The organism is Bacillus sp. Marseille-Q3570 (genome assembly GCF_946151055.1).
In the GTDB taxonomy this organism is placed as follows: domain Bacteria; phylum Bacillota; class Bacilli; order Bacillales; family Fictibacillaceae; genus Pseudalkalibacillus.
Window position 1 is genome coordinate 323,761 of sequence record NZ_CAMGYZ010000002.1, and the last position, 22,185, is coordinate 345,945.

23 protein-coding genes are annotated in these 22,185 nt (G+C 44.4%); 4 read left to right on the forward strand and 19 right to left on the reverse strand.

From position 1 onward, the window contains the following. Window positions 1–27: 27 nt before the first annotated feature. The 3 genes from N8M93_RS04875 to N8M93_RS04885 all read right to left on the reverse strand — a co-directional run bounded on the left by N8M93_RS04875 (window position 28) and on the right by N8M93_RS04885 (window position 2,231). A complete protein-coding gene (locus N8M93_RS04875; RefSeq protein WP_261130065.1) occupies window positions 28–897 on the reverse strand; it encodes a Cof-type HAD-IIB family hydrolase in 870 nt (289 codons plus the stop codon). Between the two features lie 316 nt (window positions 898–1,213). After that, on the reverse strand, window positions 1,214–1,522 hold the full coding sequence (locus N8M93_RS04880) for an AzlD domain-containing protein (RefSeq protein WP_261130066.1): 309 nt from the start codon (window positions 1,520–1,522) through the stop codon (window positions 1,214–1,216). Continuing rightward, complete coding sequence (locus N8M93_RS04885) at window positions 1,515–2,231, reverse strand: AzlC family ABC transporter permease (protein WP_261130067.1); 717 nt, start codon at window positions 2,229–2,231, stop codon at window positions 1,515–1,517. The genes N8M93_RS04880 and N8M93_RS04885 overlap by 8 nt, the downstream gene beginning before the upstream one ends. Window positions 2,232–2,326: 95 nt before the next feature. Here N8M93_RS04885 and N8M93_RS04890 point away from each other — a divergent pair, with 95 nt between their 5' ends. The 3 genes from N8M93_RS04890 (at window position 2,327) to N8M93_RS04900 (ending at window position 3,585) form a co-directional block, all read left to right on the forward strand. Further along, window positions 2,327–2,881 carry a helix-turn-helix domain-containing protein gene (locus tag N8M93_RS04890; RefSeq protein ID WP_261130068.1) on the forward strand — a complete coding sequence of 185 codons (555 nt, stop codon included), beginning with the start codon at window positions 2,327–2,329 and terminating at the stop codon, window positions 2,879–2,881. A 153-nt stretch (window positions 2,882–3,034) separates the two neighbouring features. Next, on the forward strand, window positions 3,035–3,295 hold the full coding sequence (locus N8M93_RS04895) for a hypothetical protein (RefSeq protein WP_261130069.1): 261 nt from the start codon (window positions 3,035–3,037) through the stop codon (window positions 3,293–3,295). A 14-nt stretch (window positions 3,296–3,309) separates the two neighbouring features. Next, window positions 3,310–3,585: a hypothetical protein gene (locus N8M93_RS04900; protein WP_261130071.1), complete on the forward strand. Its 276-nt coding sequence runs from the start codon at window positions 3,310–3,312 to the stop codon at window positions 3,583–3,585. A gap of 221 nt (window positions 3,586–3,806) precedes the next feature. Here the strand turns inward: N8M93_RS04900 and lpdA are convergent, their stop codons facing one another. From lpdA to N8M93_RS04945, 9 genes are all read right to left on the reverse strand, one after another. Then, window positions 3,807–5,252: a dihydrolipoyl dehydrogenase gene (gene lpdA / locus N8M93_RS04905; RefSeq protein ID WP_261130072.1), complete on the reverse strand. Its 1,446-nt coding sequence runs from the start codon at window positions 5,250–5,252 to the stop codon at window positions 3,807–3,809. 1 nt (window position 5,253) lies between these two features. Further along, the gene (locus tag N8M93_RS04910; protein ID WP_261130073.1) at window positions 5,254–6,519 is read right to left on the reverse strand and encodes a dihydrolipoamide acetyltransferase family protein; all 1,266 of its coding nucleotides are present in this window, start codon (window positions 6,517–6,519) and stop codon (window positions 5,254–5,256) included. A gap of 15 nt (window positions 6,520–6,534) precedes the next feature. Beyond that, complete coding sequence (locus tag N8M93_RS04915; protein ID WP_261130075.1) at window positions 6,535–7,533, reverse strand: alpha-ketoacid dehydrogenase subunit beta; 999 nt, start codon at window positions 7,531–7,533, stop codon at window positions 6,535–6,537. Beyond that, the gene (pdhA, locus tag N8M93_RS04920) at window positions 7,534–8,601 is read right to left on the reverse strand and encodes a pyruvate dehydrogenase (acetyl-transferring) E1 component subunit alpha (protein ID WP_261130078.1); all 1,068 of its coding nucleotides are present in this window, start codon (window positions 8,599–8,601) and stop codon (window positions 7,534–7,536) included. An 11-nt stretch (window positions 8,602–8,612) separates the two neighbouring features. After that, a complete protein-coding gene (locus N8M93_RS04925) occupies window positions 8,613–9,713 on the reverse strand; it encodes a Glu/Leu/Phe/Val dehydrogenase dimerization domain-containing protein (protein WP_261130079.1) in 1,101 nt (366 codons plus the stop codon). Between the two features lie 77 nt (window positions 9,714–9,790). After that, the gene (locus N8M93_RS04930) at window positions 9,791–10,186 is read right to left on the reverse strand and encodes a thioesterase family protein (protein ID WP_261130081.1); all 396 of its coding nucleotides are present in this window, start codon (window positions 10,184–10,186) and stop codon (window positions 9,791–9,793) included. 364 nt (window positions 10,187–10,550) lie between these two features. Further along, window positions 10,551–11,270: an SDR family oxidoreductase gene (locus tag N8M93_RS04935; RefSeq protein ID WP_261130082.1), complete on the reverse strand. Its 720-nt coding sequence runs from the start codon at window positions 11,268–11,270 to the stop codon at window positions 10,551–10,553. 531 nt (window positions 11,271–11,801) lie between these two features. Beyond that, the gene (locus N8M93_RS04940) at window positions 11,802–13,133 is read right to left on the reverse strand and encodes a sodium-dependent transporter (RefSeq protein WP_261130083.1); all 1,332 of its coding nucleotides are present in this window, start codon (window positions 13,131–13,133) and stop codon (window positions 11,802–11,804) included. Between the two features lie 184 nt (window positions 13,134–13,317). After that, window positions 13,318–14,265 carry a nitronate monooxygenase family protein gene (locus N8M93_RS04945; protein WP_261130084.1) on the reverse strand — a complete coding sequence of 316 codons (948 nt, stop codon included), beginning with the start codon at window positions 14,263–14,265 and terminating at the stop codon, window positions 13,318–13,320. A 141-nt stretch (window positions 14,266–14,406) separates the two neighbouring features. Here N8M93_RS04945 and N8M93_RS04950 point away from each other — a divergent pair, with 141 nt between their 5' ends. Continuing rightward, window positions 14,407–14,940 (forward strand): gamma carbonic anhydrase family protein, encoded by a 534-nt coding sequence (locus tag N8M93_RS04950; RefSeq protein WP_261130086.1) that lies wholly within the window; start codon window positions 14,407–14,409, stop codon window positions 14,938–14,940. 13 nt (window positions 14,941–14,953) lie between these two features. Here the strand turns inward: N8M93_RS04950 and N8M93_RS04955 are convergent, their stop codons facing one another. The 7 genes from N8M93_RS04955 to N8M93_RS04985 all read right to left on the reverse strand — a co-directional run bounded on the left by N8M93_RS04955 (window position 14,954) and on the right by N8M93_RS04985 (window position 22,175). Then, window positions 14,954–15,088, reverse strand: a complete 135-nt coding sequence (locus N8M93_RS04955) for a hypothetical protein (RefSeq protein WP_261130087.1) — start codon at window positions 15,086–15,088, stop codon at window positions 14,954–14,956. Between the two features lie 20 nt (window positions 15,089–15,108). Then, complete coding sequence (paaX, locus tag N8M93_RS04960; RefSeq protein ID WP_261130088.1) at window positions 15,109–16,005, reverse strand: phenylacetic acid degradation operon negative regulatory protein PaaX; 897 nt, start codon at window positions 16,003–16,005, stop codon at window positions 15,109–15,111. 172 nt (window positions 16,006–16,177) lie between these two features. After that, window positions 16,178–16,951 carry an enoyl-CoA hydratase-related protein gene (locus tag N8M93_RS04965; RefSeq protein WP_261130089.1) on the reverse strand — a complete coding sequence of 258 codons (774 nt, stop codon included), beginning with the start codon at window positions 16,949–16,951 and terminating at the stop codon, window positions 16,178–16,180. 20 nt (window positions 16,952–16,971) lie between these two features. Then, complete coding sequence (locus N8M93_RS04970) at window positions 16,972–18,177, reverse strand: acetyl-CoA C-acyltransferase (RefSeq protein ID WP_261130091.1); 1,206 nt, start codon at window positions 18,175–18,177, stop codon at window positions 16,972–16,974. Further along, window positions 18,170–19,042 carry a 3-hydroxyacyl-CoA dehydrogenase gene (locus N8M93_RS04975; RefSeq protein WP_261130093.1) on the reverse strand — a complete coding sequence of 291 codons (873 nt, stop codon included), beginning with the start codon at window positions 19,040–19,042 and terminating at the stop codon, window positions 18,170–18,172. Before N8M93_RS04975 ends, N8M93_RS04970 begins: the two co-directional genes overlap by 8 nt. A 750-nt stretch (window positions 19,043–19,792) precedes the next feature. Beyond that, window positions 19,793–21,310 (reverse strand): aldehyde dehydrogenase, encoded by a 1,518-nt coding sequence (locus N8M93_RS04980; protein ID WP_261130095.1) that lies wholly within the window; start codon window positions 21,308–21,310, stop codon window positions 19,793–19,795. A gap of 91 nt (window positions 21,311–21,401) precedes the next feature. Next, a complete protein-coding gene (locus tag N8M93_RS04985; protein WP_261130097.1) occupies window positions 21,402–22,175 on the reverse strand; it encodes an enoyl-CoA hydratase-related protein in 774 nt (257 codons plus the stop codon). Between the last annotated feature and the right edge of the window lie 10 nt (window positions 22,176–22,185).

Sequence of the window (22,185 nt, forward strand, 5' to 3'; positions counted from 1 at the left end):
GCTTTCCCACTAAGCAACATTCCTTTATCAGCTGACTCGATTCTTTCTCATGAATGTCTGGATCGCGAAGGCAACTCCGCTTTCATCATTGGTTTTAGTCACGAAGGTACATAACTTCTTGATATCCTCTTCCGCATTTCCCATTGCTACGCTGTATCCTGCTAATTCGAACATGGAAACATCGTTGTAGTTATCGCCTATCGCCATGACCTCACTCATAGGAATCCCAAGTTCCTCGGCATATTGCTTCACAGCGATTCCTTTTTGCGCATCACGGTGTGTGATCTCGATATTCGCCTCGGCAGACTTACTGACAGCTAAGTCTTTGAATGTAAGGAAATCATTCAGTGCGTTTTTACGGTCGCGCTCATTTTTAGAAAAAGCGAGCAGCTTGTAGATTTCCACATCCGGTTCAGCTACGACTTCCTTGTAATCTTCGATTGTATGAATACGCCCATTATTAATTCGATAGTCTGCCAATTGGTGGGCCTTCTCATCACTTACTTCAGGATTGGCACTTTTGATGATATCAACAATGATGTCGATTGCCATTTCGGGATTGTCACTAAATGTTCCTTTGTTCGTGTATAGTTCGTAATAAATCGAATGGCCGCCCAATACTTCATCAGCCTTGTAAAAAGTGTCCTTCGACAATGTAATGCTCTGTTTGATTGTACCTTTTTCATCCCTCATCTGGGCACCATTGATCGCTATGATAGGTAGAGTCAGACCAGCTTCCTCGATCGGACTCACCGCTTCTTTATATGAACGGCCTGTCGCAACGATCACGTGAATCCCTGCTTCTTGTGCTTTTTTAATTGCTCTTACGTTCTCTTCATTGATTGTTGTATTGTTATTGACAAGTGTACCATCCATATCAATAGCTATAAGTTTCACATTATCATGTCCTTTTCCGTAGTTTCTAACCTAGTTTTCCCATTTTGACGATAAGAAAACACTTTTTGCAGTAAAAGAAAAAGAGCTCTGAATTCAGCTCTAGTTTGAAAACGCTTTATTTGTGTTTTATATCCGTAAAAAAGGCTTCGATGAATGCTTGGAAAATTTCAACGGATTGAAAAGCAAAGAGAGATATAGCTGTTATTGAAAATAATCCTATAACAAGATATCGAAAGAAAAACATTCTTGCTCACCTCGTTTTTTGGAGTAAAACCAATATACCACTCTTTCCTTATTTTGAAAAGTAAAGTATTTGTTAAGTGAATAGCAGGCTGCAGAGGCTCAGAACTCCGATCGAACTGATGACGATTACAATCAGACTCGCTCCGAAATAAGCAGCAACGAAAGCTGTAAGAGCACCAACGACTCCCATCCAGATTTCCCCATTGAAAGTGATGATGCCTGGAAAAATCAATGCACCAAGGATGGCGTAAGGGACATTCTTAAGCACTCCCCTGATGAGTGGTGGGATTGATTCTGTTTCGAAGGCTACTAAAGGCAGCATCCTTGGAATATAGGTAACAGCTGCCATCCCTAATATGATCCAGATATACGTATCAAGCATCCGCTTTCTCCCCTTTCCACAAGATTTCAATCACAATCGCTGCAAACAATGTAGAGAGGATGATCGTCCAGCCTGTTGACATCGATGTGCTGAAGGTTAAAATACTATTGACAACAGCTGCGGCCGAAGCTAAGAGGATCACTTTCAATGACTTCCGTGCACTAGGGACCAGGAGACCGATGAATAGGGCGTACAACGCAATCCCCATGCTTTCCTGCAAAATCGAAGGCAATCCTGAACCGATCAGGTAACCGATTCCTGAAAACACGACCCAGCTGCTCCAGGCGATGAATCCAATCCCAAGCATATAAGGTGCTTGAATCTTTCCTTTTTGGACAGCTGCTACTGAAAAGGTCTCATCTGTTATGAAAAAGCTGTACAGCGCTTTTTTCCATTTTGGATCATCAGCTGACTTCTCTCCAATAGAAGCACTCATCAACAAATGGCGGATGTTTACGATGAACGTTGTAAGAATGATCTCGAAACCGCTGATACCTGCCGCAAACATTGTAAGGGAGATATACTGCGCGGCCCCTGCAAATACGAAGATGCTCATGCTGATCGTTTCGAATAGATTCAGTCCGGAGCTTTTAGCGAGCAGGCCGAATGTAAATGCAACTGGCATATACCCGATCGCGATACTGCTTCCCTTTTGAAGGCCATGTCTGAAAAGTGATGACGACAGTCGTTCTGTAATAGCCACATTCATGAGGTCTACCCCCTGACTTTGTTTAACTTACGGTTTGTATGTTATATTGTATGTATTGTATTTTATAACATACATTTTCGTCAAGGAGAAATTCAATGTCACATGAAATCAATCATATGATCGGAAAAAAAATAAAGATGATCCGTGCTGACCGGAAATTGAGTCTGGATGAGTTGTCTAAGCTGACAAACGTCAGCAAGGCGATGCTTGGTCAGATCGAGCGTGGTACGTCAAGCCCTACCGTGAGTACATTATGGAAAATCGCTTCAGGACTGGGCGTCTCTTTTTCATCTTTTGTGGAAGAAGATGCACCCACGTTTTCAAAAGTAAGGATCGATGATGTAGAGCCTTTATTAGAAGATGATGGGCGTTATTTGGTTCACACTCTCTTCCCTACAGAGCCTAACCGTAATTTCGAAGCATATGCCGTCACATTAAAGCCTGGTTGTTCCTATACAAGTCCTGCACATGGTTCCGGTGTTGAAGAATATCTATTCGTTCATAAGGGGGAATTGAATGTCTTGATCGGAGATTCTGCCCATTCACTGAAAACAGGGGAAGCCATTCGCTTTTCCGCTGATTACGAGCATACGTATGAGAATACCTCTTCAAAACGATGTGAATTGTACTTGATCATCCATTATCGATAACATTCATAGATTTTCCAACCTGGGTGGACGTCCGCTCAGGTTATTTTTCATATTTAGTTTTTGTAGTCTTTCATCTGTTTAATGATTTTGCCTACACATAGAGGACAATCATGACATACCATATAGTAGTTTTATGATAGAGGAGGATCATATATGGAGTGTCAAGATAAAAACGAACATGGTTCCAAATGTAAAGATTGGGCATGCAGGTTTTTGAAAACGGTGAAGCCTGGAACTTTAGTAAGGATTATAGTGGATGGCAGATTTCCGATAGAAGCCTCAAATGGTGATGACGAGCTGCGCTTTGGATGTGTCGACAAAAATAAATGTGCCACTTTTACTGCAGTCTCGAACAACGAACCCTTTTTTATTGATTGTTCCAAAATACGTGTCATTGAGTTTCCAAATGATTAGGAGGAGGTATGACTATGGGCTTGCTTAAAAATGATAAAAAGAATGATTGTTCAGGTTGTGCATGCCGAGTCTTGAAGAAATTGGAGCCAGGCACGCTCGTCAGGGTTTTCAATGGTTCCCAAGACCCGCTGGACTCACCAGATGAATCGGATGCTCTGCAATTTCTCTGCTTCGACCCGAAAACATGTATCGTGAAATTCAGAGATTCAGAGAACACCATTTATGTCCTTTGTTGTGAACAGATCCATGCAATCAGTCTAGTTCCAGAAAATAATAATGTAAACGGATAAAAGCAGCAGTAGTACAATTGATCCATTTAGCGAGATTTCTTGTCAGTTTTGCGAGATTTTTATCCTGTTCCGCGAGATTAATGCTCTTTTTCGCGAGAATATCCACCGTTTCCGCCAGATTAACCGTCAGTTCCGCGAGATTGGTATTTATATCGTCCCTCGGTTCTGCGTAAAACACAAATAAAGCTGATCGAAATCGAATTTCGATCAGCTTTTTCATATTAGATTACTGGTTCTGCTTCTTTCTTCTGTTGTTTGTTCGGTGGAATGTGGATCGCTTCTCCGGTCATTGACTCAAGAGCTTCCAGCCATCCTTCATTGAAGCTTGGATGCGGATAGAACGGATACGAGAGATCTTCGTCGCGAGCAGCCATTTCGAGTGCTGTCACTCCGGATGAAATCATCTCCACAGCACCCTGTCCGATCATATGGACACCGAGCAACATGTCCGTTTCAGCATCTTTGACGATTTTGACAAGTCCTTCTTTTTTCCCAGCGATACTCGCAAAGCCATTCCCTGCCATCGAGAATTGGCCGGTAACCACTTGATAGCCCTCCTCAACAGCTTGATCCTCTGTGAGGCCCGCATATGCTATCGGTGTAGAGGTATGAACAACTGTCGGGATATAGCGGAGATTAAGCTCTGGTGATTTCCCTGCAATGTGCTCTGCCGCAACTTTTCCTTGCTTGATCGCTTTGACAGCAAGTGATGGTCCAATTGTTACATCTCCTACTGCATAGATATTCTTCTCTGTCGTTTCACTGAATTCGTTGACCACTAGAAACCCGTTTTCGTCTGTTTCGATTGATAACGCTTCAAGACCAAGTTCCGTAGTGTTTGGCTGGAAGCCTGTTGAAACGAGCAGATGAGAACCTTCAACCGTCAGTTTTTCATCCTTTTTCACCAGGTGGAGCGTTACGTTGTCGTCACTTTCTTCAACTGTTTCGATAATGGTATCTTTGATGACTTTAATCTTTGATTTTTTCATGACACGTGTCAATTCTTTGTTGATCTCCGTATCAAATCCGAACGCATTACCCCCATCTAAGACAATTGTAACCTTCGATCCCATTGCATTGAAACTCGTAGCCGCTTCTAACGTAATATAGTCGGATCCATAGATTACGAGATGCTCCGGCACTTCTTCGATCGCGTATATCTCCTGAGCGTTGTATACGTGATTGAAGCGTGCGTCGATCTCTTCCGGTATAGCGGTGGATGCCCCAGTCGCTACAATCGACTTTTCATACTTATACATCTCGAACGTATCGCCCGATTCAACACCGATACGGTTTCCTGTCATAAAAGAGGCGCTTCCATTGATGACCTCGATTTTATTTGCTTTACATAGCGCTTCGACACCCTTCTGTAATGCGGAAACGGTTTGTTTCATATAGGTGTTGTGCTGGGACATGTTGAACTTAGGTTCAGCGGCCTCAATCCCAAGCTGCTGCATGTGTTTCCAATCTCCCAGCTTTTCTGCTGTGTGTGCATAAAGTTTTGATGGGATACACCCCTTACTCAGACAGATGCCGCCGAGGTCTCCTTTTTCAATCAGCGTAACCTCGATTCCGAGCTGAGCAGCACGGATTGCAGCATTGTATCCCCCAGGTCCTCCGCCGACGATGATCAGTTCACGCTCTTGTATTACTTCACCTACTACCATGTTATATCAGCTCCAATGTCATTGCTGCAGGGTTTTCGATATAGTGCATGAAGCGATTCGTAAATGCGACTGCGGTAGCACCATCCGCTACACGGTGATCGAATGTCATCGATACATTCATGATCGAGCGGATGACGATTTCATCATTGATGACGACAGGCATTTTCTTCGTTTTATGGAAAGCCATCAAACCGACTTCAGGATGGTTGATGATCGGTGTCGCACCAGTGCTTCCAAGTGGACCGACATTACTGATCGTGAATGTGCCGCCCTTCATTTCAGATGGCTTCAATTTATTCGTTTTCGCTTTATTGATCAGCTCTTTCATTTCGCTGTTGATTGAAGAGATCGATTTTTGTTCTACATTCTTCACAACTGGCACGATCAATCCATCGTCAGCATCCGTCGCAATCCCCATGTTCACTTCACCTTCGAGTCGGATGACTTCATTCTCTTCATCGAGTTTTGAATTGAAGATTGGATAATCACGCAGTGCTAGCTGTAACGCTTTTACAAAGAAGGCAGCGAGTGATACGTTCATTCCCTTCGATCCATCCGGGTCAGCTGCTTTAAGGGATTTTTTCAAGTCTAATAGATTCGTAAGATCGACTTCATCAAAATGAGACACGTGTGGAATCGTGTAAAGTGATTGCGTCATCTTCTGCGCAATCTGTTTCCGGCGTCCTTTGAAAGGAATTTCCTTTGCTTCTGCTACAGGTATTGTCATTGCTGCAGGGGCCACAGACGCTTCCTCTTGTTTCGTTTCCACCTGTTCCTGACCGCCATTGATGAATTGATACACATCCTCTTCAGTTACACGTCCAGCAGGACCAGACCCATTGATCTGCTCGATGTTTACATTGTTTTCACGAGCGATTTTCCTCGTATATGGAGCTGCAAGTACACGTCTTGTTAAGCGTGTCATGGATTGCACTGCGCTCATTGAATGTTCAGTTTGGGCTGCTGGTACAGGTTTTTCTGGTTTAACCTGCACTGGTTCTTCCGGCATTTTATCTTCTGTAGGAACACTACCTTCTTTTTCAATCAGGATGATCGTAGTACCGACTGTGACGACTTCACCTTCAGACGCTTTGATTTCTTTTACCGTACCCGCGACTGGTGACGGGAGTTCAGCTGTTACTTTATCTGTCTGGACCTCGACTAATGGTTGGTCGATTTTGACTACGTCTCCTGGAGAGACATGAAAATGTGTGATTTCTCCTTCTGTTATTCCTTCCCCGATGTCATGGAGCTTTACTTCAATCATCTTCTTCCTCCTATCTTAGAAACGTACTGTATCAACAATAGCCTGCTTGACACGCTCAGCATCAGGCAGATAGTGGTCCTCGATCGCAAACATCGGAACCGGTGTATCATGACCTGTCACACGCTTGATCGGTGAGCGTAAGTGCAGGAATGAGGTGTCATTGATCAACGAAACCACATCGTTTCCTACTCCGCCTGTTCCTGGTGCCTCGTGTACAATGACAGCACGCCCGGTTTTTTGCACAGACTCAGCGATCAGATCACGGTCTAGAGGATAGAGTGTGCGTAAATCAAGAACGTCACACGTTATGCCTTCCGCTTCTTCAATTTCCTTCGCCGCTTTCTTTACGACGTCCACCATCGCTCCCCATGCAATCAGGGTTATGTCTTCCCCCTCTTGAAGTCGAGCGCCTTTTCCGATTTCAACTGTATATTTCTCTTCCGGTATTTCAAGCTTATGTGAACGGTAGCAGCGCATCGGCTCCAAGAACAAGACCGGATCAGGATCCTCGATGCTCGCAATCAAAAGCCCTTTCGCATCATACGCATTGGATGGGACGACCACCTTGATACCTGGCATATGTGTGAACAGCGCTTCGACACTGTCAGAGTGGATTTCCGGCGCACGGACCCCAGCTCCGAATGGAGCTCGGATAACCATTGGAACGGTAAAATGACCGAGAGTCCGTGAACGGATCCGTGAAGCATGCGTCATGATCTGGTTGAAAGCAGGATAGATGAATCCGAAAAATTGCATTTCCGCAATCGGTCGGAAGCCATTCATTGCAAGTCCGATCGAAGTACCGATAATTCCCGATTCAGCCAAAGGCGTATCAATGACTCGGTTTTCACCGAATTCAGCCTGAAGTCCGTCGGTTGCACGGAAAACTCCACCGTTCCTCCCGACATCCTCACCTAAAACGAGTACATCGTCATGCTCGCGCATCATTGTCGCCATTGCGTCGGTGATCGCTTGCACCATCGTCAGTTTCTGAGTTTTAACCGCTGTACTCATTTACACTTCCTCCTTCATACGGGACTTGAATCCATCAAGATGTTCCTGGACAGACCAGGTCGGTGTTTGGAAGACATGCGTAAACATATCGGTCGGCTCTGCTGGACCGAATGCTTCCATATCTTCAACAGCTTGTTCGATTTCTCTTGTAATCTCTTCTTCGACCTGTGTTTTCCAAGCCTCTTCAAAATAGCCCTTGTTTGCCATATAGCGCTCAAGTCGCAATAGCGGGTCGGTCGTTTCACGGCGGCGCTTCGCTTCTTCTTGATCACGGTATTTGCTTGGATCATCTGCCGTCGTATGAGCACCGTAGCGATAGGTCACAGCCTCGATCAACGTCGGACCGTTTCCTTCGCGGGCGTGCTCCATCGCTTTTTTCGTTTCGAAATACACGACGAAAATATCATTTCCATCGATCCGGACGCCCGGAATGTCATAAGCGACCGCTTTCTGTGCGATCGTCTTCGTCTTCATCTGCTTTTCCATCGGCACCGAAATGGCGAACCCGTTGTTTTGATTGAAAAAGACAACAGGGGCATTGAAAACGCTTGCAAAATTCAAACCTTCATGAAAGTCCCCTTCTGAAGTTGCTCCATCACCGAAATAGACGATGGAACCACGGTCAGTGCCTTTCATTTTTTCAGCCCATGCTGTACCTGTAGCATGTAAAAGTTGAGAAGCGATTGGCACTGCTGGAGGGAAAATGTTCTTTCCTTCTGGCGGCACACATCCCATTGGATACCCTTTCCAATAAAGGAATAGGTTGCGGGCAGAGTGGCCATAGGTTAATGTTGCCGCATGATCACGATATGTCGGGAACATCCAGTCGCCTTCTTCAAGCACAAGCGAGCTCCCTACTTGAGCTGCTTCTTGCCCTTCAAATGGGACATACGTACCGATCCGTCCTTGCCGTTGTAGATTTACACCTTTACGGTCAAACATCCGTGCTCTGAGCATTTTTATATAAAGTTCTTTCGTCAATGATTCTGTCATCTCTTGTTCATATTCTGAGTTGACGATGACACCGTCTTCATTCAAGATCTGTTTTATAGGAAATTGCGCTTCCATAAGACCCCTCCTTAGTTACGTACATTCCATTTTTGTCGTTTCTTATGACTGAAGAAGCTGTTGCGCTTCATTCTCTTTGTCAAACGATCATTACAAAATTGATTTGCGGATTCAGCAGTGGAGATCGATTGTTCATTAGATTTTTGGTAGATTTCCATCAAAGTATCGTAAATGGCTTTTGTTTTTGCTAGAACACGGTCTTTGTTCGGGCTGTACAACTCATCAGACACCTGGATGAGTCCGCCAGCGTTCACGATATAATCTGGTGCATATATGATTCCTTTTTCCTGCAAGAACTTGCCGTGTTCATCTCTTAATAGCTGGTTGTTCGCAGATCCGACGACAGCCTTCACCTTCAACTGTTCAATCGTTTCGTCGTTGATGATTCCTCCAAGCGCACAAGGAACGAAAACATCTGCTGGAACACTGTAGATTTCATTGCCTTCTACGACTCTTACGTTACCTTTCAGACCTTCAGCTTGATCGATGATTTGTCTGATAGCCGATTCATTGATATCAGTGACATAAAGGTCAGCGCCATCTTCAAGTAGTTTTTCAGCAACTTTGTATCCAACTTTTCCAAGTCCCTGGATCGAATACGTTTTACCACTTAAATCATCGGAACCGTAAAGGACGTTATTCGTCGCCTTCAGACCATAAAGAACCCCTTCTGCAGTCGGAATCGATGAGTCTCCGCTTCCACCATATTCTTCAGGCACACCGACGATGCAATTCGTTTCTTTCAATGCATGGACGAAATCGTCTGGAGTCGTCCCCATATCGGTGCCTGTATAGAAACGTCCGCTTAACGATTCTACGAATTGGCCGAATGCACGGAATAATTCAGGCGAACGATCCTTCAATGGATCTCCAATGATCACTGCCTTTCCGCCTCCGAAATCAACATCTGCCGCAGCGCATTTATAAGTCATGCCTTTTGATAGACGGAGTACATCCTCGATCGCCTCGTCCGTAGAATTATATGGTCTCATACGACAACCGCCCAATGCTGGTCCCAGTGTCGTATTATGTATCGCGATAATAGCTTTCAGCCCTGTATCAGGATCATTGCAAAACAAAACTTGTTCGTGTCCATTGATGCGTTCAAACATGGTGTAATCCCCCAATTCTATTAATCTGGATGACTATTGAACCGTCATCGTAAACGCTTTCATACAATTGCAAAAAATTAAGCCTTCATCGACTCGATCTTTTCCTTGATCATTTCTTTCGGTAGTATATATTGTGTGACTTCGCCTTCTCCAATTTTTTCTTTATTGTTCCGAACTTCGAGATCACAGATGACCGCTCTTCCTTTTATCTCTCTAAGAGTAGCCGTTACGGTGATTTCGCTTCCAGCAGGCGTCGGGTTGAGATGTTTGGCTGAAACTCCACCACCAATTCCTTCCTCGTGTTCTTCAAGATATGGAAGAATGATTTGCCGTGCTGCCCATTCCATGTGATAGACCATCGAAACAGTCGAATAAGCAGGGTGTACCAAATTCCCTTCGAACTGCGCATACATATCAGGTGTCACTGTAGCAGTAATGGTAGCCTGTTGACCAACTTGCATACCTGGCTTCATTATATCTGCCTCCTTTGCTTCTTATCTTCATGAAGAGAAACTGTATTCTATTCCAAGTCCAGTTCATTCTTTATAAATGGACGTTATTATCCATTTTAAATATGACGTTTATTTAACGATATAATATCATTTTGTTTAATAAAATGCAATGAAATGTAAGGTTCCAGCTTACTTCGAAAGAGGTGATTTTTGCATGACATCAGGGTTTTAACGCTTTAAAGTGTCGGACATCCTCCAGTAACCCCTCTTTTTTGCCCGATAAAAAAGACGACTCGAATCGTATACCGCATTCACTAACGGAAAACGTTATTTCGTGAATATCGATACTTTCGAGTCATCTTCAACTAGTTGTTTTGATATTCGATTAATATCTCGGGTATTCCTGTGACAATGGGTGCAGGACGATTTCATCGATGATCATGTGCTTCGGAGCTGAAGCCATATAACATACTGCCTCTGCGATGTCATCGACCTTCAACCAATCCTCTTTATGCTCTTCACCCTGTTTGGAATCCGCAAAGAACGTGTCGATTGCTCCAGGGTTTACAGTACCGACACGGATGCCGTACTCTTGTACTTCCTGTGCCACTGAACCGATGAATCCTTGAACCGCATACTTTGTTGCTGTATACGCTGATCCATTGGCGATCGTTCTTCTCCCTACATCTGATGAAATGGTGATGATCGTACCAGATCGTTTTTCTTTCATGAACGGCAGGACTTCCTTCGTGGTTAAAAACACCCCGCGCGTGTTGACAGCGAAAACTTTCTCCCAATCTTCAAGAGTTGTCTCTTCAGCAGTTTTGAAAAATCCGATTCCAGCATTATTGATTAAAATATCAACTTGTCCGTAATGATCGAAAATTTGTTTAAACGCTTTTTTGACTTGCTGCTCATCCGTAACATCAGCTTGAAGGCTAAGTACCTTGCTGCCGTTTTCCTCTAATTCTTTTGCGGTTTCATGAATTTGTTCAGAAGACCCGATGATTGCTAATTTCGTTCCCTCGGCCGCTACTCGAGTAGCAATTGCTTTACCTGCACCTCGGGATGCACCAGTGATGACAGCTACTTTTTCATTTAGCATAGGATTTATTCCCCTTTCTATCGATTCGCTCATGTTGTCCGTACATCATTGTACTATATCGTTCGCCTTTATTTCGAGTTTTAAACCTGTGTTCGTAGATTTTACAAACGGGTAAGATTGTTGAAGAAGGATTGCAGTTGTGGCTTAACGGACAGGAGAGACTCTATTTGTGACAAAAAAGCCAATTGTCGTATGCTAACGGACACCAGAGACGTTATTCGTTAAAAAGTACATTGTTTCGATGATCTTGGAGCAAATAAGGTCTTCTGTGTCCGTTAAGTTTATAAAAATGAGTATTTTGTAGAAATAAGGTCTTCTATGTCCGTTAGATTTATGAATAAGTCATTCTTTCTCAATCGGGCATTAATGGAATACGCTCCTCAACAATATAACGAAGAAAAGAGCTCAATTATGAGCTCTTTTGTGAATTCCTTTGCGAAACTATGTGTAAAAACTCTGCGATTTCCGATTTTGTACTCCAAAACGGAACCGGTTGTAGTTACAGCTTAGGCTGCTCTTCTCAAACTATTTTTAAATGAATCCAAGTGCATCAATGAATACGATGATGATGACGAGTGGTACAAAATACTTCAACACAAGCAGCCATAGTGCAAAAAGCCTTTTCCCAACATGACTGCCATCAGTCAATTCAGCCACAAGTACTTCACGCTTCATTCTCCACGACACGAAGATGGAGATCAGTAACGCCCCTAACGGAAGCAAGATGTTACTTACAAGATAGTCCATCAGATCGAAGATGATTTTATCAAACAATGTGATATTCCCTAGAATTCCATACGAAAGTGCAGATGGAACACCGATGACAAAGATCGCCAGTCCGATCCACCAAGCAGCTTTCGAACGACGCTCACGGGACTCTTTCGCCACTGATGCAACGATGATCTCAAGCATCGAGAACGCTGAAGTCAACGTCGCAAATAGGAATAACGCCAGAAATGCGATGAAGAAAAACGTCCCTGCTGGCATTTGAGCAAAGACAGACGGTAAAACGATGAACAACAATCCTGGCCCTTCAGTTGGTTCAAAGCCTAAAGAAAAAACGGCCGGAAAGATCGCTAACCCTGAAAGGATCGTTATGAAAATGTTCATCGCTACGATTGAACCTGCTGATTTGCTCAGACTTTCTCGTTTTGATAAATAAGAGCTATACGTCACCATGACGGAAATACCGAGACTCAGGGAGAAGAATGATTGACCTAATGCGAAAAGAACACCTTCAGAAGTTAATCTGCTGAAGTCAGGTTGCAGGAAGAATCGTACTCCTTCCAGCGCACCATCAAGCGTCAACGAGCGGCCGATCAGAACAAGGAACAAAATGAATAACGCGGGCATCATCCATTTGCTCGCCTTCTCAATTCCTTCTTTAATTCCCCGTGCAACGACCAGGATCGTCAATAGAATGAATGCAAACTGTGAACCTACAGCAGTCCACGGATTGGAGATGATAGTGCCGAATAACTGTTCATAATCACTTACACCAGAAACGTATCCAGTGATACTTGCACCGAAATATAATAGAATCCAACCACCAATTACACTATAGAAGGATAATAGAATGAATGCACTGAACACACCAATACGGCCGATGAATTCCCAGCCTGGTGCGATGGTCCGGTAAGCTGAAATGGCTTCTTTTTGTGTGCTGCGCCCAATAACGAATTCAGCCAATAATAACGGAAGGCCTACTAGTAAAGTAAATAGAAGGAATACAAGGAAGAATGCTCCCCCACCACTGTTCCCGGCGACGTATGGAAACTTCCAGATCGCGCCGAGTCCGATAGCCGAACCTGCTGCTGCCAAAATGAATGTAAGTTTAGATGCCCATTGCTCTTGTTGCGCCATAAGTACCTCCAGAACTTTCTATTAGTTTTTTATTCTATATAGTTGATTGTCTGAGAAATTTTCAAAACGCATCAACATTCACCTTCAATAAAGGCACTATCCCAATATCTATTCGTAACAAATATTTGTAAGTAAGACAACCATAAATATTTTACAACTTCAAAGCTTTGAAGTATTAAAACCCTTAATACCTTTGATCTAACGCACCCAATGTTTCTTTCAACTCTGACATCATACGCTCCAGTAACTCTGAAACTGTCGGTATGTCACGGATCAATCCAGCAATTTGCCCGGAATTGATGAATCCTTCTTCCAAATTCCCTTCAACCGCTCCTTTCCGGTGGAAATCTTCTGTCGTCTTCGCTACGAACGATTGAAGGTCCGCTCCCTTCGCTTCATCTTCTAATAACTGTTTTGCATAAGGTGTCTTCATCAGGCGGCGGATTTTCCCATAGCTTCTACCGACAATCGTCGTCTCTGTATCATCGGCTTCAATCAGTTTTTGCTTATAGTTCTCATGGAAAACGCCTTCTTGTGTTGCAATGAAACGTGTACCCATTTGAACCCCGGATGCACCAAGTGCCAGGGCAGCCGCTAGACCACGCCCATCCCCAATACCACCAGCCGCAACGACAGGGATATCAACCGCATCCGACACTTGCGGGATGAGAGTCATTGTTGTCGATTCCTCAGTTGCATTGATTCCGGCTGCTTCATAACCTTCCGCAACGATGATGTCTGCGCCTGCTTCTTCAGCCTTTCGTGCATGTTTGACTGAAGCGACTACACAAATGACTGTCACTCCGCGTTCTTTAAACTTAGGGAGGAAAGGTGCGGGGTTCCCAGCGGATAATACGACAACAGGTACATCATATTGGAACATGAGCATCGCCGCTTCTTTCACAGCTGGGGAAACACTCAGTGGAATATTCACTGCGAACGGTTTGTCCGTAAGTTCTTTTGTACGCTTGATAATGTCTTCTATTTCATCAGGTTGAAAGGTTCCGATCCCGATTGTTCCCAAACCCCCGGCTTCAGAAATTGCAGCCGTCAAAGGGGCATTTGAAACGTTCCCCATCCCCCCTTGGATAATAGGGTATTTTATTTTGAGTAATTGGTATAACGGGTTCATATCGATGATCCTTTCTGTTGAATGTAATTGTTGAATTGCTGGTGATCGACTGTTTCGTGCACTCTCCTCCTAGTTTACAAAGCGCCTTCTACTTTTTGATCTATGATATAATCTAGGAAACGCTTTCAAGGAGGTTTTTACATGTTATATCCATACAACGGTCTAAGTCCAAGAGTGGACGAATCCGTTTTCATCGCACCAGGTGTACATATCATTGGTGACGTTACGATTGGTAAAAATTCAAGTGTCTGGTTCAATACGGTGGTCCGTGGTGATGAAGCGCCGATCCGAATCGGTGACCGCTGTAACGTCCAGGACAACTGTACATTACACTTATACGAAGAGTTCCCGCTTATCCTTGAAGATGAAGTCTCGATCGGGCATAATGTCATCCTCCATGGGTGTACGATTCGAAAAGGTGCACTTGTCGGGATGGGTGCGACAATCCTGGATGGTGCCGAAATCGGTGAATCCGCCTTTATCGGGGCAAATACATTGGTTCCACCTGGTAAGAAGATTCCACCTCGCACAATGGTGATGGGGTCGCCAGGAAAAGTCGTCCGAGAATTGAACGATAAAGACCTTGAACTGATCCAACTGACAATTGACACCTATGAACAAAAAGCCAAAGAGTTTAAAGAAAACTTGGTGAATTCAAGCCCTGGCGCAGATTGAGCCTTAGTTGCCCTTATGCCATGAGGTGTAAAGAAAACTTGGCGAATTCAACCCTTTGCGCAGATTGAGCAGCACGATAGATTGCCATTGAAAAGGGCTGATCCATTTTTTGGACAGCCCTTTTTCCTTTGGTCTCATCCGCGTACATTTCAGCCGCCTATTGTACCTTTAATTATTCGTTTCGATGATCAGCGGATGATTCAACGCATCATACTTCTTGTCGCGGTTTTTCACTTCGTTTCCTTCACTGAAAACATCCTCGAAAAAACGGCTTGCAGGTTGTGCCAAGGCTTTGTAATAGTCACTGAAAAGACTGGCAGCATAATCCCCGAGCCACTTTTTGGGTAACAGCTCTTGCGGCAATCCTGGATCGACGAACAGGAACTTCCGATATTCGTGGACAAGCTTCGTACGCTCCACAAAGCATTCTCCGTCCGACTTCTCCCCTTTTTCAATCTTGCTTTTATCGATGACATATTTCTGGCTATAGGACTTGATGAAATCCTCGTACTTCATGTTGATTTCATTCAAATCCCAGCATTCCTCCACGAGCTTTTCACTCTTATGAGGACCTTTGTGTTCAGATAGGAAGAAATGGACATAATCGCGTATATCATACTTTTCAATCATCTGATTCACTTGTTTTTCTTGTTGATTCGGTGAAATCCAGAAACTGTTGGATAACAGTCCGAAACCGCTCCAGACTAGTTCTTTCCGCAACTCATCACGGATGCTCCTCTTATCCTCTGGAATCGTGTAAGTGAACATTCTCCACTTTCCATCCCATGTTTCAGGTTGAAGTTTGAAAATCCGGTTAGCCGCTTCTTCAATCCTTTCGACGCCTTGTTCCGTCAATCGATAATAGCTTTTGTTCCCTTTACGTTCAGCGGTGACCCACCCCTGTTTATTCATTCTGGATATCGCAGCACGTACCGATTGTTCATTATGTCCAAATTCCTTCAACAAGCGAATCAAACTGCCAATCCATATATCGTTTCCGTAGTGACGGATGTAATCTCCGTATAACGTAAAAATCATTGACCGTGTATTCAGACTGTTTTGCATCGTGTTCATCCTTTTCCGATTCAATCTTTCAAATTACCCACAATATTAGTAGGAAAACCTGGCGAAATCAAGCCTTAACTCAAATTCAACCGTAGTTTCCTATTCTTTTATCAATAGTAAAACATTACTGTACTTAAGTATGCCGTAAAAAGGATGGACAGTCTTCAAATCGTCATTCTCCTTTAAACTGCGGCGGACGTTTTTCCCCAAAAGCGACAAGTGCTTCAACACGATCCTTTGTCGGAATCGTCACTTCATACGCTTTTGCTTCAAGATTGAGACCTGTCTCCAAGTCGACGTTCATGCCTTGCTTGATTGCGTATTTCGCTTGTTTCAAGGCAATCGGACCATTCTTCAGCATTCTTTCTGCCCATTGTTCAGCAGTTTCAATCAATTTTTCAGAAGAAACCACTTCGTTTACAATTCCATATTGCATCGCTTCATCTGAAGACAGCTTTTTCGCAGTCAGGATCAATTCCATCGCTTTTGCCTGTCCAATCAGGCGCGGCAGACGCTGAGTTCCACCAGCACCAGGGATGATCGCCCATCCAAGCTCCGTCAAGCCCATCTTCGTATCGACTGCTATCCGGAAGTCACATGCCAAAGCAAGCTCGAAACCTCCACCGAAGGCATAGCCATTCATCGCAGCAATCGTAGGCTGTGGAAGCTTATCTACTGCGGTAAAAACGTCTCTGATTTTCGTGACGTTGCGACGGACTTCATTTTCAGTGAGGTTCTTACGCTCTTTCAGATCAGCTCCAGCACTGAATGCTTTTTCCCCAGCTCCTGTAAAAATGACGACTCGGGCTTCAGGATTATGATGGATCTCTTCGACGACTTCGCCTAATTTTTTCAAAGTTTCGTAATTGAAGCAATTCAACACATCAGGTCGGTTCAGTGTCACATAGGCAATATGATTTTTTACTTCGTATAAGATCGATGACATTCTGATTCCTCCATCTAAAATTAGTAATCGTAACCTTCGACGATAGCAGCGATTCCTTGACCGACTCCGATGCACATCGTCGCAAGGCCGTAACGTGTCTTCTGCTTACGCATTTCATGGACCAATGTGGTTAAAATCCGCGCTCCGCTTGCCCCTAGAGGATGCCCGTATGCAATCGCTCCCCCATTTACGTTGACACGGGACGGAGACAATTCGAGCTGGCGGATACACTCCAATGATTGGGAAGCAAATGCTTCATTCAATTCAACTAGACCCAGGTCGCTTGGTGACAACCCTGCACGTTTCAATGCTTTACGAGAAGCGTAGATCGGTCCGAGTCCCATTACCCGGGGTTCAAGCCCGGCAGTCGCAGATGTGATGTATTTTGCTAACGGCTTTAGACCAAGCTCATCTGCTTTTTCTTTACTCATGAGCAATAAAGCTGAAGCGCCATCATTAATTCCGGAGGCGTTTCCAGCCGTGATCGTTCCATCCTTGAAAAGCGGCTTCAATGTTGAAAGCTTTTCTAGTGAACTGTTCGGACGAGGATGTTCATCAGTATCGACTACGATTTCATTCCCTCTACGGTCTTTATAGACGACAGGTGCGATTTCATCCTTTAATCTTCCTTCTTCCATCGCGCGTTTTGCTTTCATCTGGCTTTCATATGCGAATTGATCTTGCTCTTCGCGGCCAATGTCATAGTCTTTTGCGACATTTTCAGCTGTTTCAGGCATGCTGTCTGTTCCGTATTGTTCTTCTAAAACGGGGTTCACGAATCTCCAGCCGATTGTCGTATCATACATTTCACGGTTGCCACGCGGGAACTCCACATCAGGTTTTCCCATGACAAACGGAGCACGCGTCATGCTTTCTGTGCCACCAGCGATGAAGATATCTCCTTCATCCGCCATGATTGCACGTGCCGCATAACTTACCGCATCCAATCCAGATCCACATAAGCGGTTGATTGTCGTCCCGCCAACTTCTACTGGAAGATCGGCGAGTAAGGCTGACATTCTGGCGACATTCCGGTTTTCTTCCCCAGCCCCGTTTGCATTTCCGAAAACGACCTCTTCGATCTGGTTCTTCGGCATATCCTGGTTACGCTCAAGCAAGGATTTGATAACAACCGCACCCAGATCATCCGGACGGATATTTTTCAATGCTCCTTTATACCGCCCGATCGGTGTTCTCACTGCATCAACAATAACGACTTCACGCATTATCAGAACCCCCTTGCTCACGATAATCATAGACCCCCACGCCTGCTTTTCTACCGATACGCCCAGCTTTCACGTATTTTACAAGCAACGGGCATGGGCGGTATTTTTCACCTAATGTTTCATGTAAGTATTTCAAATTATTAAGCCGTGTATCTAAACCGACGAGATCGCCGAGTTCAAACGGACCCATCGGATAATTGAGACCGAGCTTGATGGCCTTGTCGATTTCCTCAGGGGAACCGACACCTTCTTGAAGCATATAGAACGCCTCATTACCGACAAGCGCACTGATCCGGCTTGTCACAAAACCTGGGAATTCATTGACGGTGACCGTTTCTTTCCCCATTTTGACAGCGACTTCATTCGCCACTGTGACCGTATCTTCTGCTGTATCCAGCCCTTTGATGATTTCAATCAAAGGCATTTTGTGCACCGGATTGAAGAAGTGCATTGCAATTACTTTTCCAGGCCGGTTTGTAAAAGATGCGATCTCTGTAGGACTCATCGTTGATGTGTTCGTTGCAAAATAACAATGCTCAGGCGCATGCTGATCGATCGTCTCGAACACATTCCGCTTGATATCGATGTTTTCTGGAACCGCTTCGATCACCATATCGGAATTGGATACAGTCCCTTCCAGGTCGGATGAGTATGACATCCGTTCCATCCCTTTGTTAGCAGCTTCTTCACTTAGCTTGTTACGCTTCACACCTTTTTCGAAAATCGCATTGATTTCGGTCTTCGCACTTTCTAATGCTTTTTCTGAAATATCAACCAGGGTTGTCTTAAATCCACCGACAGCAGCGACATAAGCGATTCCTCTACCCATGACACCGGATCCGATTACGGTAATATGTTTGATCATGTCTCTGTTCCACTCCCTTATAAAATGGGTAAGTTTATGATTGATTGTTGTGATTTTATCTAAGGATTGTTAACTGTAGATTTCCGCGATATTCGCTCCCTTTCTGCGGTCAAACGACTCCTTTAGTTACGCCAGGGTACTGGTAAACTTTCAAGGAAGATAAGACTGCAAGTGATTCTAGTGACTGGTCGCTGAATCGACATCACTTCCTGCTATAACTTACTTCCGAACATCATCTTCACAGAACCCAAGTTGTACAAAACTCTTAACGGACACAGGAGACCTTATTTGGTCCTAATTATGGTATTTTACAAACTTAACGGACACCAGGGACCTTATTTCGCAAAAATCAAAGGAAATCAGCTGTTTTGTTCACAAATAACGGCTGTGGTGTCCGTTAATGTTTCAAAAACAGCGGTTTTGTCCCAAATAACGGCTCTGATGTCCGTTAATTGATAACTTTGCTCGGGGTCTTACCTGGCTCGCTTTTCCCGTAGGAGTGTCGCGAATTTCCTTTCCTTCACAATTCACAGCCGCCAAATGCAATAAAGAAAACTTGGTAAAATCAAGCCTTAATGTAGATTGAGCCTTAGTTGCTCTTTGCCATAAGGCGTAAACTTGGGCTTTGCTAAGACTTAGCGCAGGCTGAGCCTTAGTTGCCCTTATATTGATGAAGGTATAATACTTTCTTCAAATGTAAACTGAAGGCGAGCAGCCTGAAAAGGTGCTCGCCCCATTAGTTCATTAAGGTTACACTCCGAACGGATTCAACGGCTTGCCACCGACGTAAGAGATGACACTCTTCGTCTCCGTATACAAATCAAGCGTTTCGATACAAAGTTCTCTTCCGAATCCAGATTGCTTGTATCCACCGAACGGCGTTCCTGGGAATGCTGAGAATGGTGAGTTGACCATGACCGTACCCGCCTTCAACTTAGTAGCGACACGGTTAGCACGAGCGTGATCCGTAGTCCAGATTGCAGCCGCAAGTCCGAATACTGTATCGTTTGCAAGCTTCAAGACTTCTTTTTCATCGCTATACTTCATGACGACAACGACTGGTCCGAAGATCTCTTCTTGTGCAATCTTCATATCATTCGTCACATCCGTGATGACAGTCGGCAAGTACCAGTGACCATTTTCGAATCCTTCAACCTTCGCACGACCTCCACCTACAAGTACTTTCGCACCTTGCTTTTCAGCTTCTTTTACATAACCATCGATCACTTCTACCTGGCTTTCACTGATGATCGAGCCGACATGGGTTCCTTGATCAAGCGGGTTGCCAAGGGTAAGCTTCTTCGTTTTTTCAACGAACTTTTCCATGAACTCATCATAGACGTTTTCGTGTACGAATAGACGAGAACGTGCTTCACATGATTGTCCTGTGTTATAGAAGATTCCGAATAGGGAACCGTCAACAGCTGCATCCATGTTCGCATCTTCAAATACGATGTTCGGCGACTTACCGCCAAGCTCTAATGTTACACGCTTCAACGTTTCAGAAGCTTTCGCCATGATATCTTTTCCTGTGCCCGTTTCACCTGTGAAAGCTACTTTATCGACATCTGGGTGTTCGACCAGGTGATTTCCAACTGTAGATCCAGGTCCTGTTACAATGTTGACTACCCCTTCCGGAACACCTGCTTCATGGCAGATTTCCGTTAAGATGATTGCAGTAAGAGGTGTCAAGCTTGCAGGCTTCAATACGATCGAGTTACCAGCAGCAATGGCAGGTGCTACCTTCCAGGAAGCCATCATCATCGGATAGTTCCACGGGATGATTTGTGCACAAACACCGAGTGGTTCTTTCGTTTCTGTATTTGTAAAAGGTCCTGGCATGTTATTCACATGTCCGCGGTGACCAACTATTGCACCTGCATAGAATTCAAAGTTTTCAACAGCTTGCATGACTTGTCCTTGAGCTGCCGTCAATGACTTACCACTGTTCAATACCTCGAGCTCAACCAATTCATTGAAACGACTGCGCATGATTGAAGCAATTTTGTTCAATACACGAGCACGCTTTCCAACCGGATACTTCGGCCATTTTCCATAATCGAATGCATTACGAGCTGCTTCAACTGCTTTATCGACATCTTCAGTACCAGCTTTCGCCACTTTCGCCAGGGCTTCACCAGTTGCAGGATTGTAAGTCGTGAATGTTTCTCCAGAAACGCTATCAACTTGTTGTCCATTGATGATCATTTTGTATGCTTCACGTTTCATTTCTGTTGCGACTTGTTGCTGTTCTTTAGTAGTACTCATTGATCAGTCACTCCTTTAATTATAGTTGAGTAGTTGCATCGATCTGATGACTCGTCCAGCGCCAGTTCTTCACAGGCGTTCTATTTTTCTATTAGCACCCTTTGAATACGGGCTTTCTTTTTTCCATGAAAGCTTGCACGCCCTCAGCGTGATCTTCTGTCTGTCCTGCTGTACGCTGGGCATACGCTTCGTTTTCAAGCATTTCACTGAGATCTGCATCCCAGCTCTTCCTCAAATATCTTTTGATCAAGCCGATTGCTTTCGTCGGTTTCTGTGCAAGGTTTTGTGCAAATGCTGAAACCTCTTCTTCCCACCGATCAAGCGGAATGACTTTCGTTGCTAATCCCAATTCCTTAGCTTCCTCTGCAGAAACCTTTTCTCCCATGACTGCAAGTTCAAGCGCTTTTGCATGACCTACCAATCTAGGAAGGTAAAAAAGGTTGCCTGAATCCGGTACAAGACCCACGTTTATGAAAGCTTCTATGAAACTCGCTTTCTCTGACATAAGTCGGAAATCGCAAGCAAGCGCGAGGCTCATCCCTGCCCCAGCTGCAACACCATTGACAGCAGCAATGACCGGTTTCTCGAAGTTTGCCAGTTTTTCGACCATTGGATTGTACCGTTTACGCAATATTTCAGCGTGATCCGTATCCTGTTTGACCCCCGCCAAGTCTTCCCCTGAACAAAATGCCTTCCCGTTTCCTGTAATCACGAGACAACGCACTTCACTGACTTTTTCTGCTTCCTTCAACGCTTTTGTTATCTCTAGATTCATCTGTTCTGTAAAAGCATTGAACTTATCCGGGCGGTTCAGTCGAAGCCAAGCGACATTGTTTTCTGTAACGTATTCGATCGTTTCATACATACCTAAACCG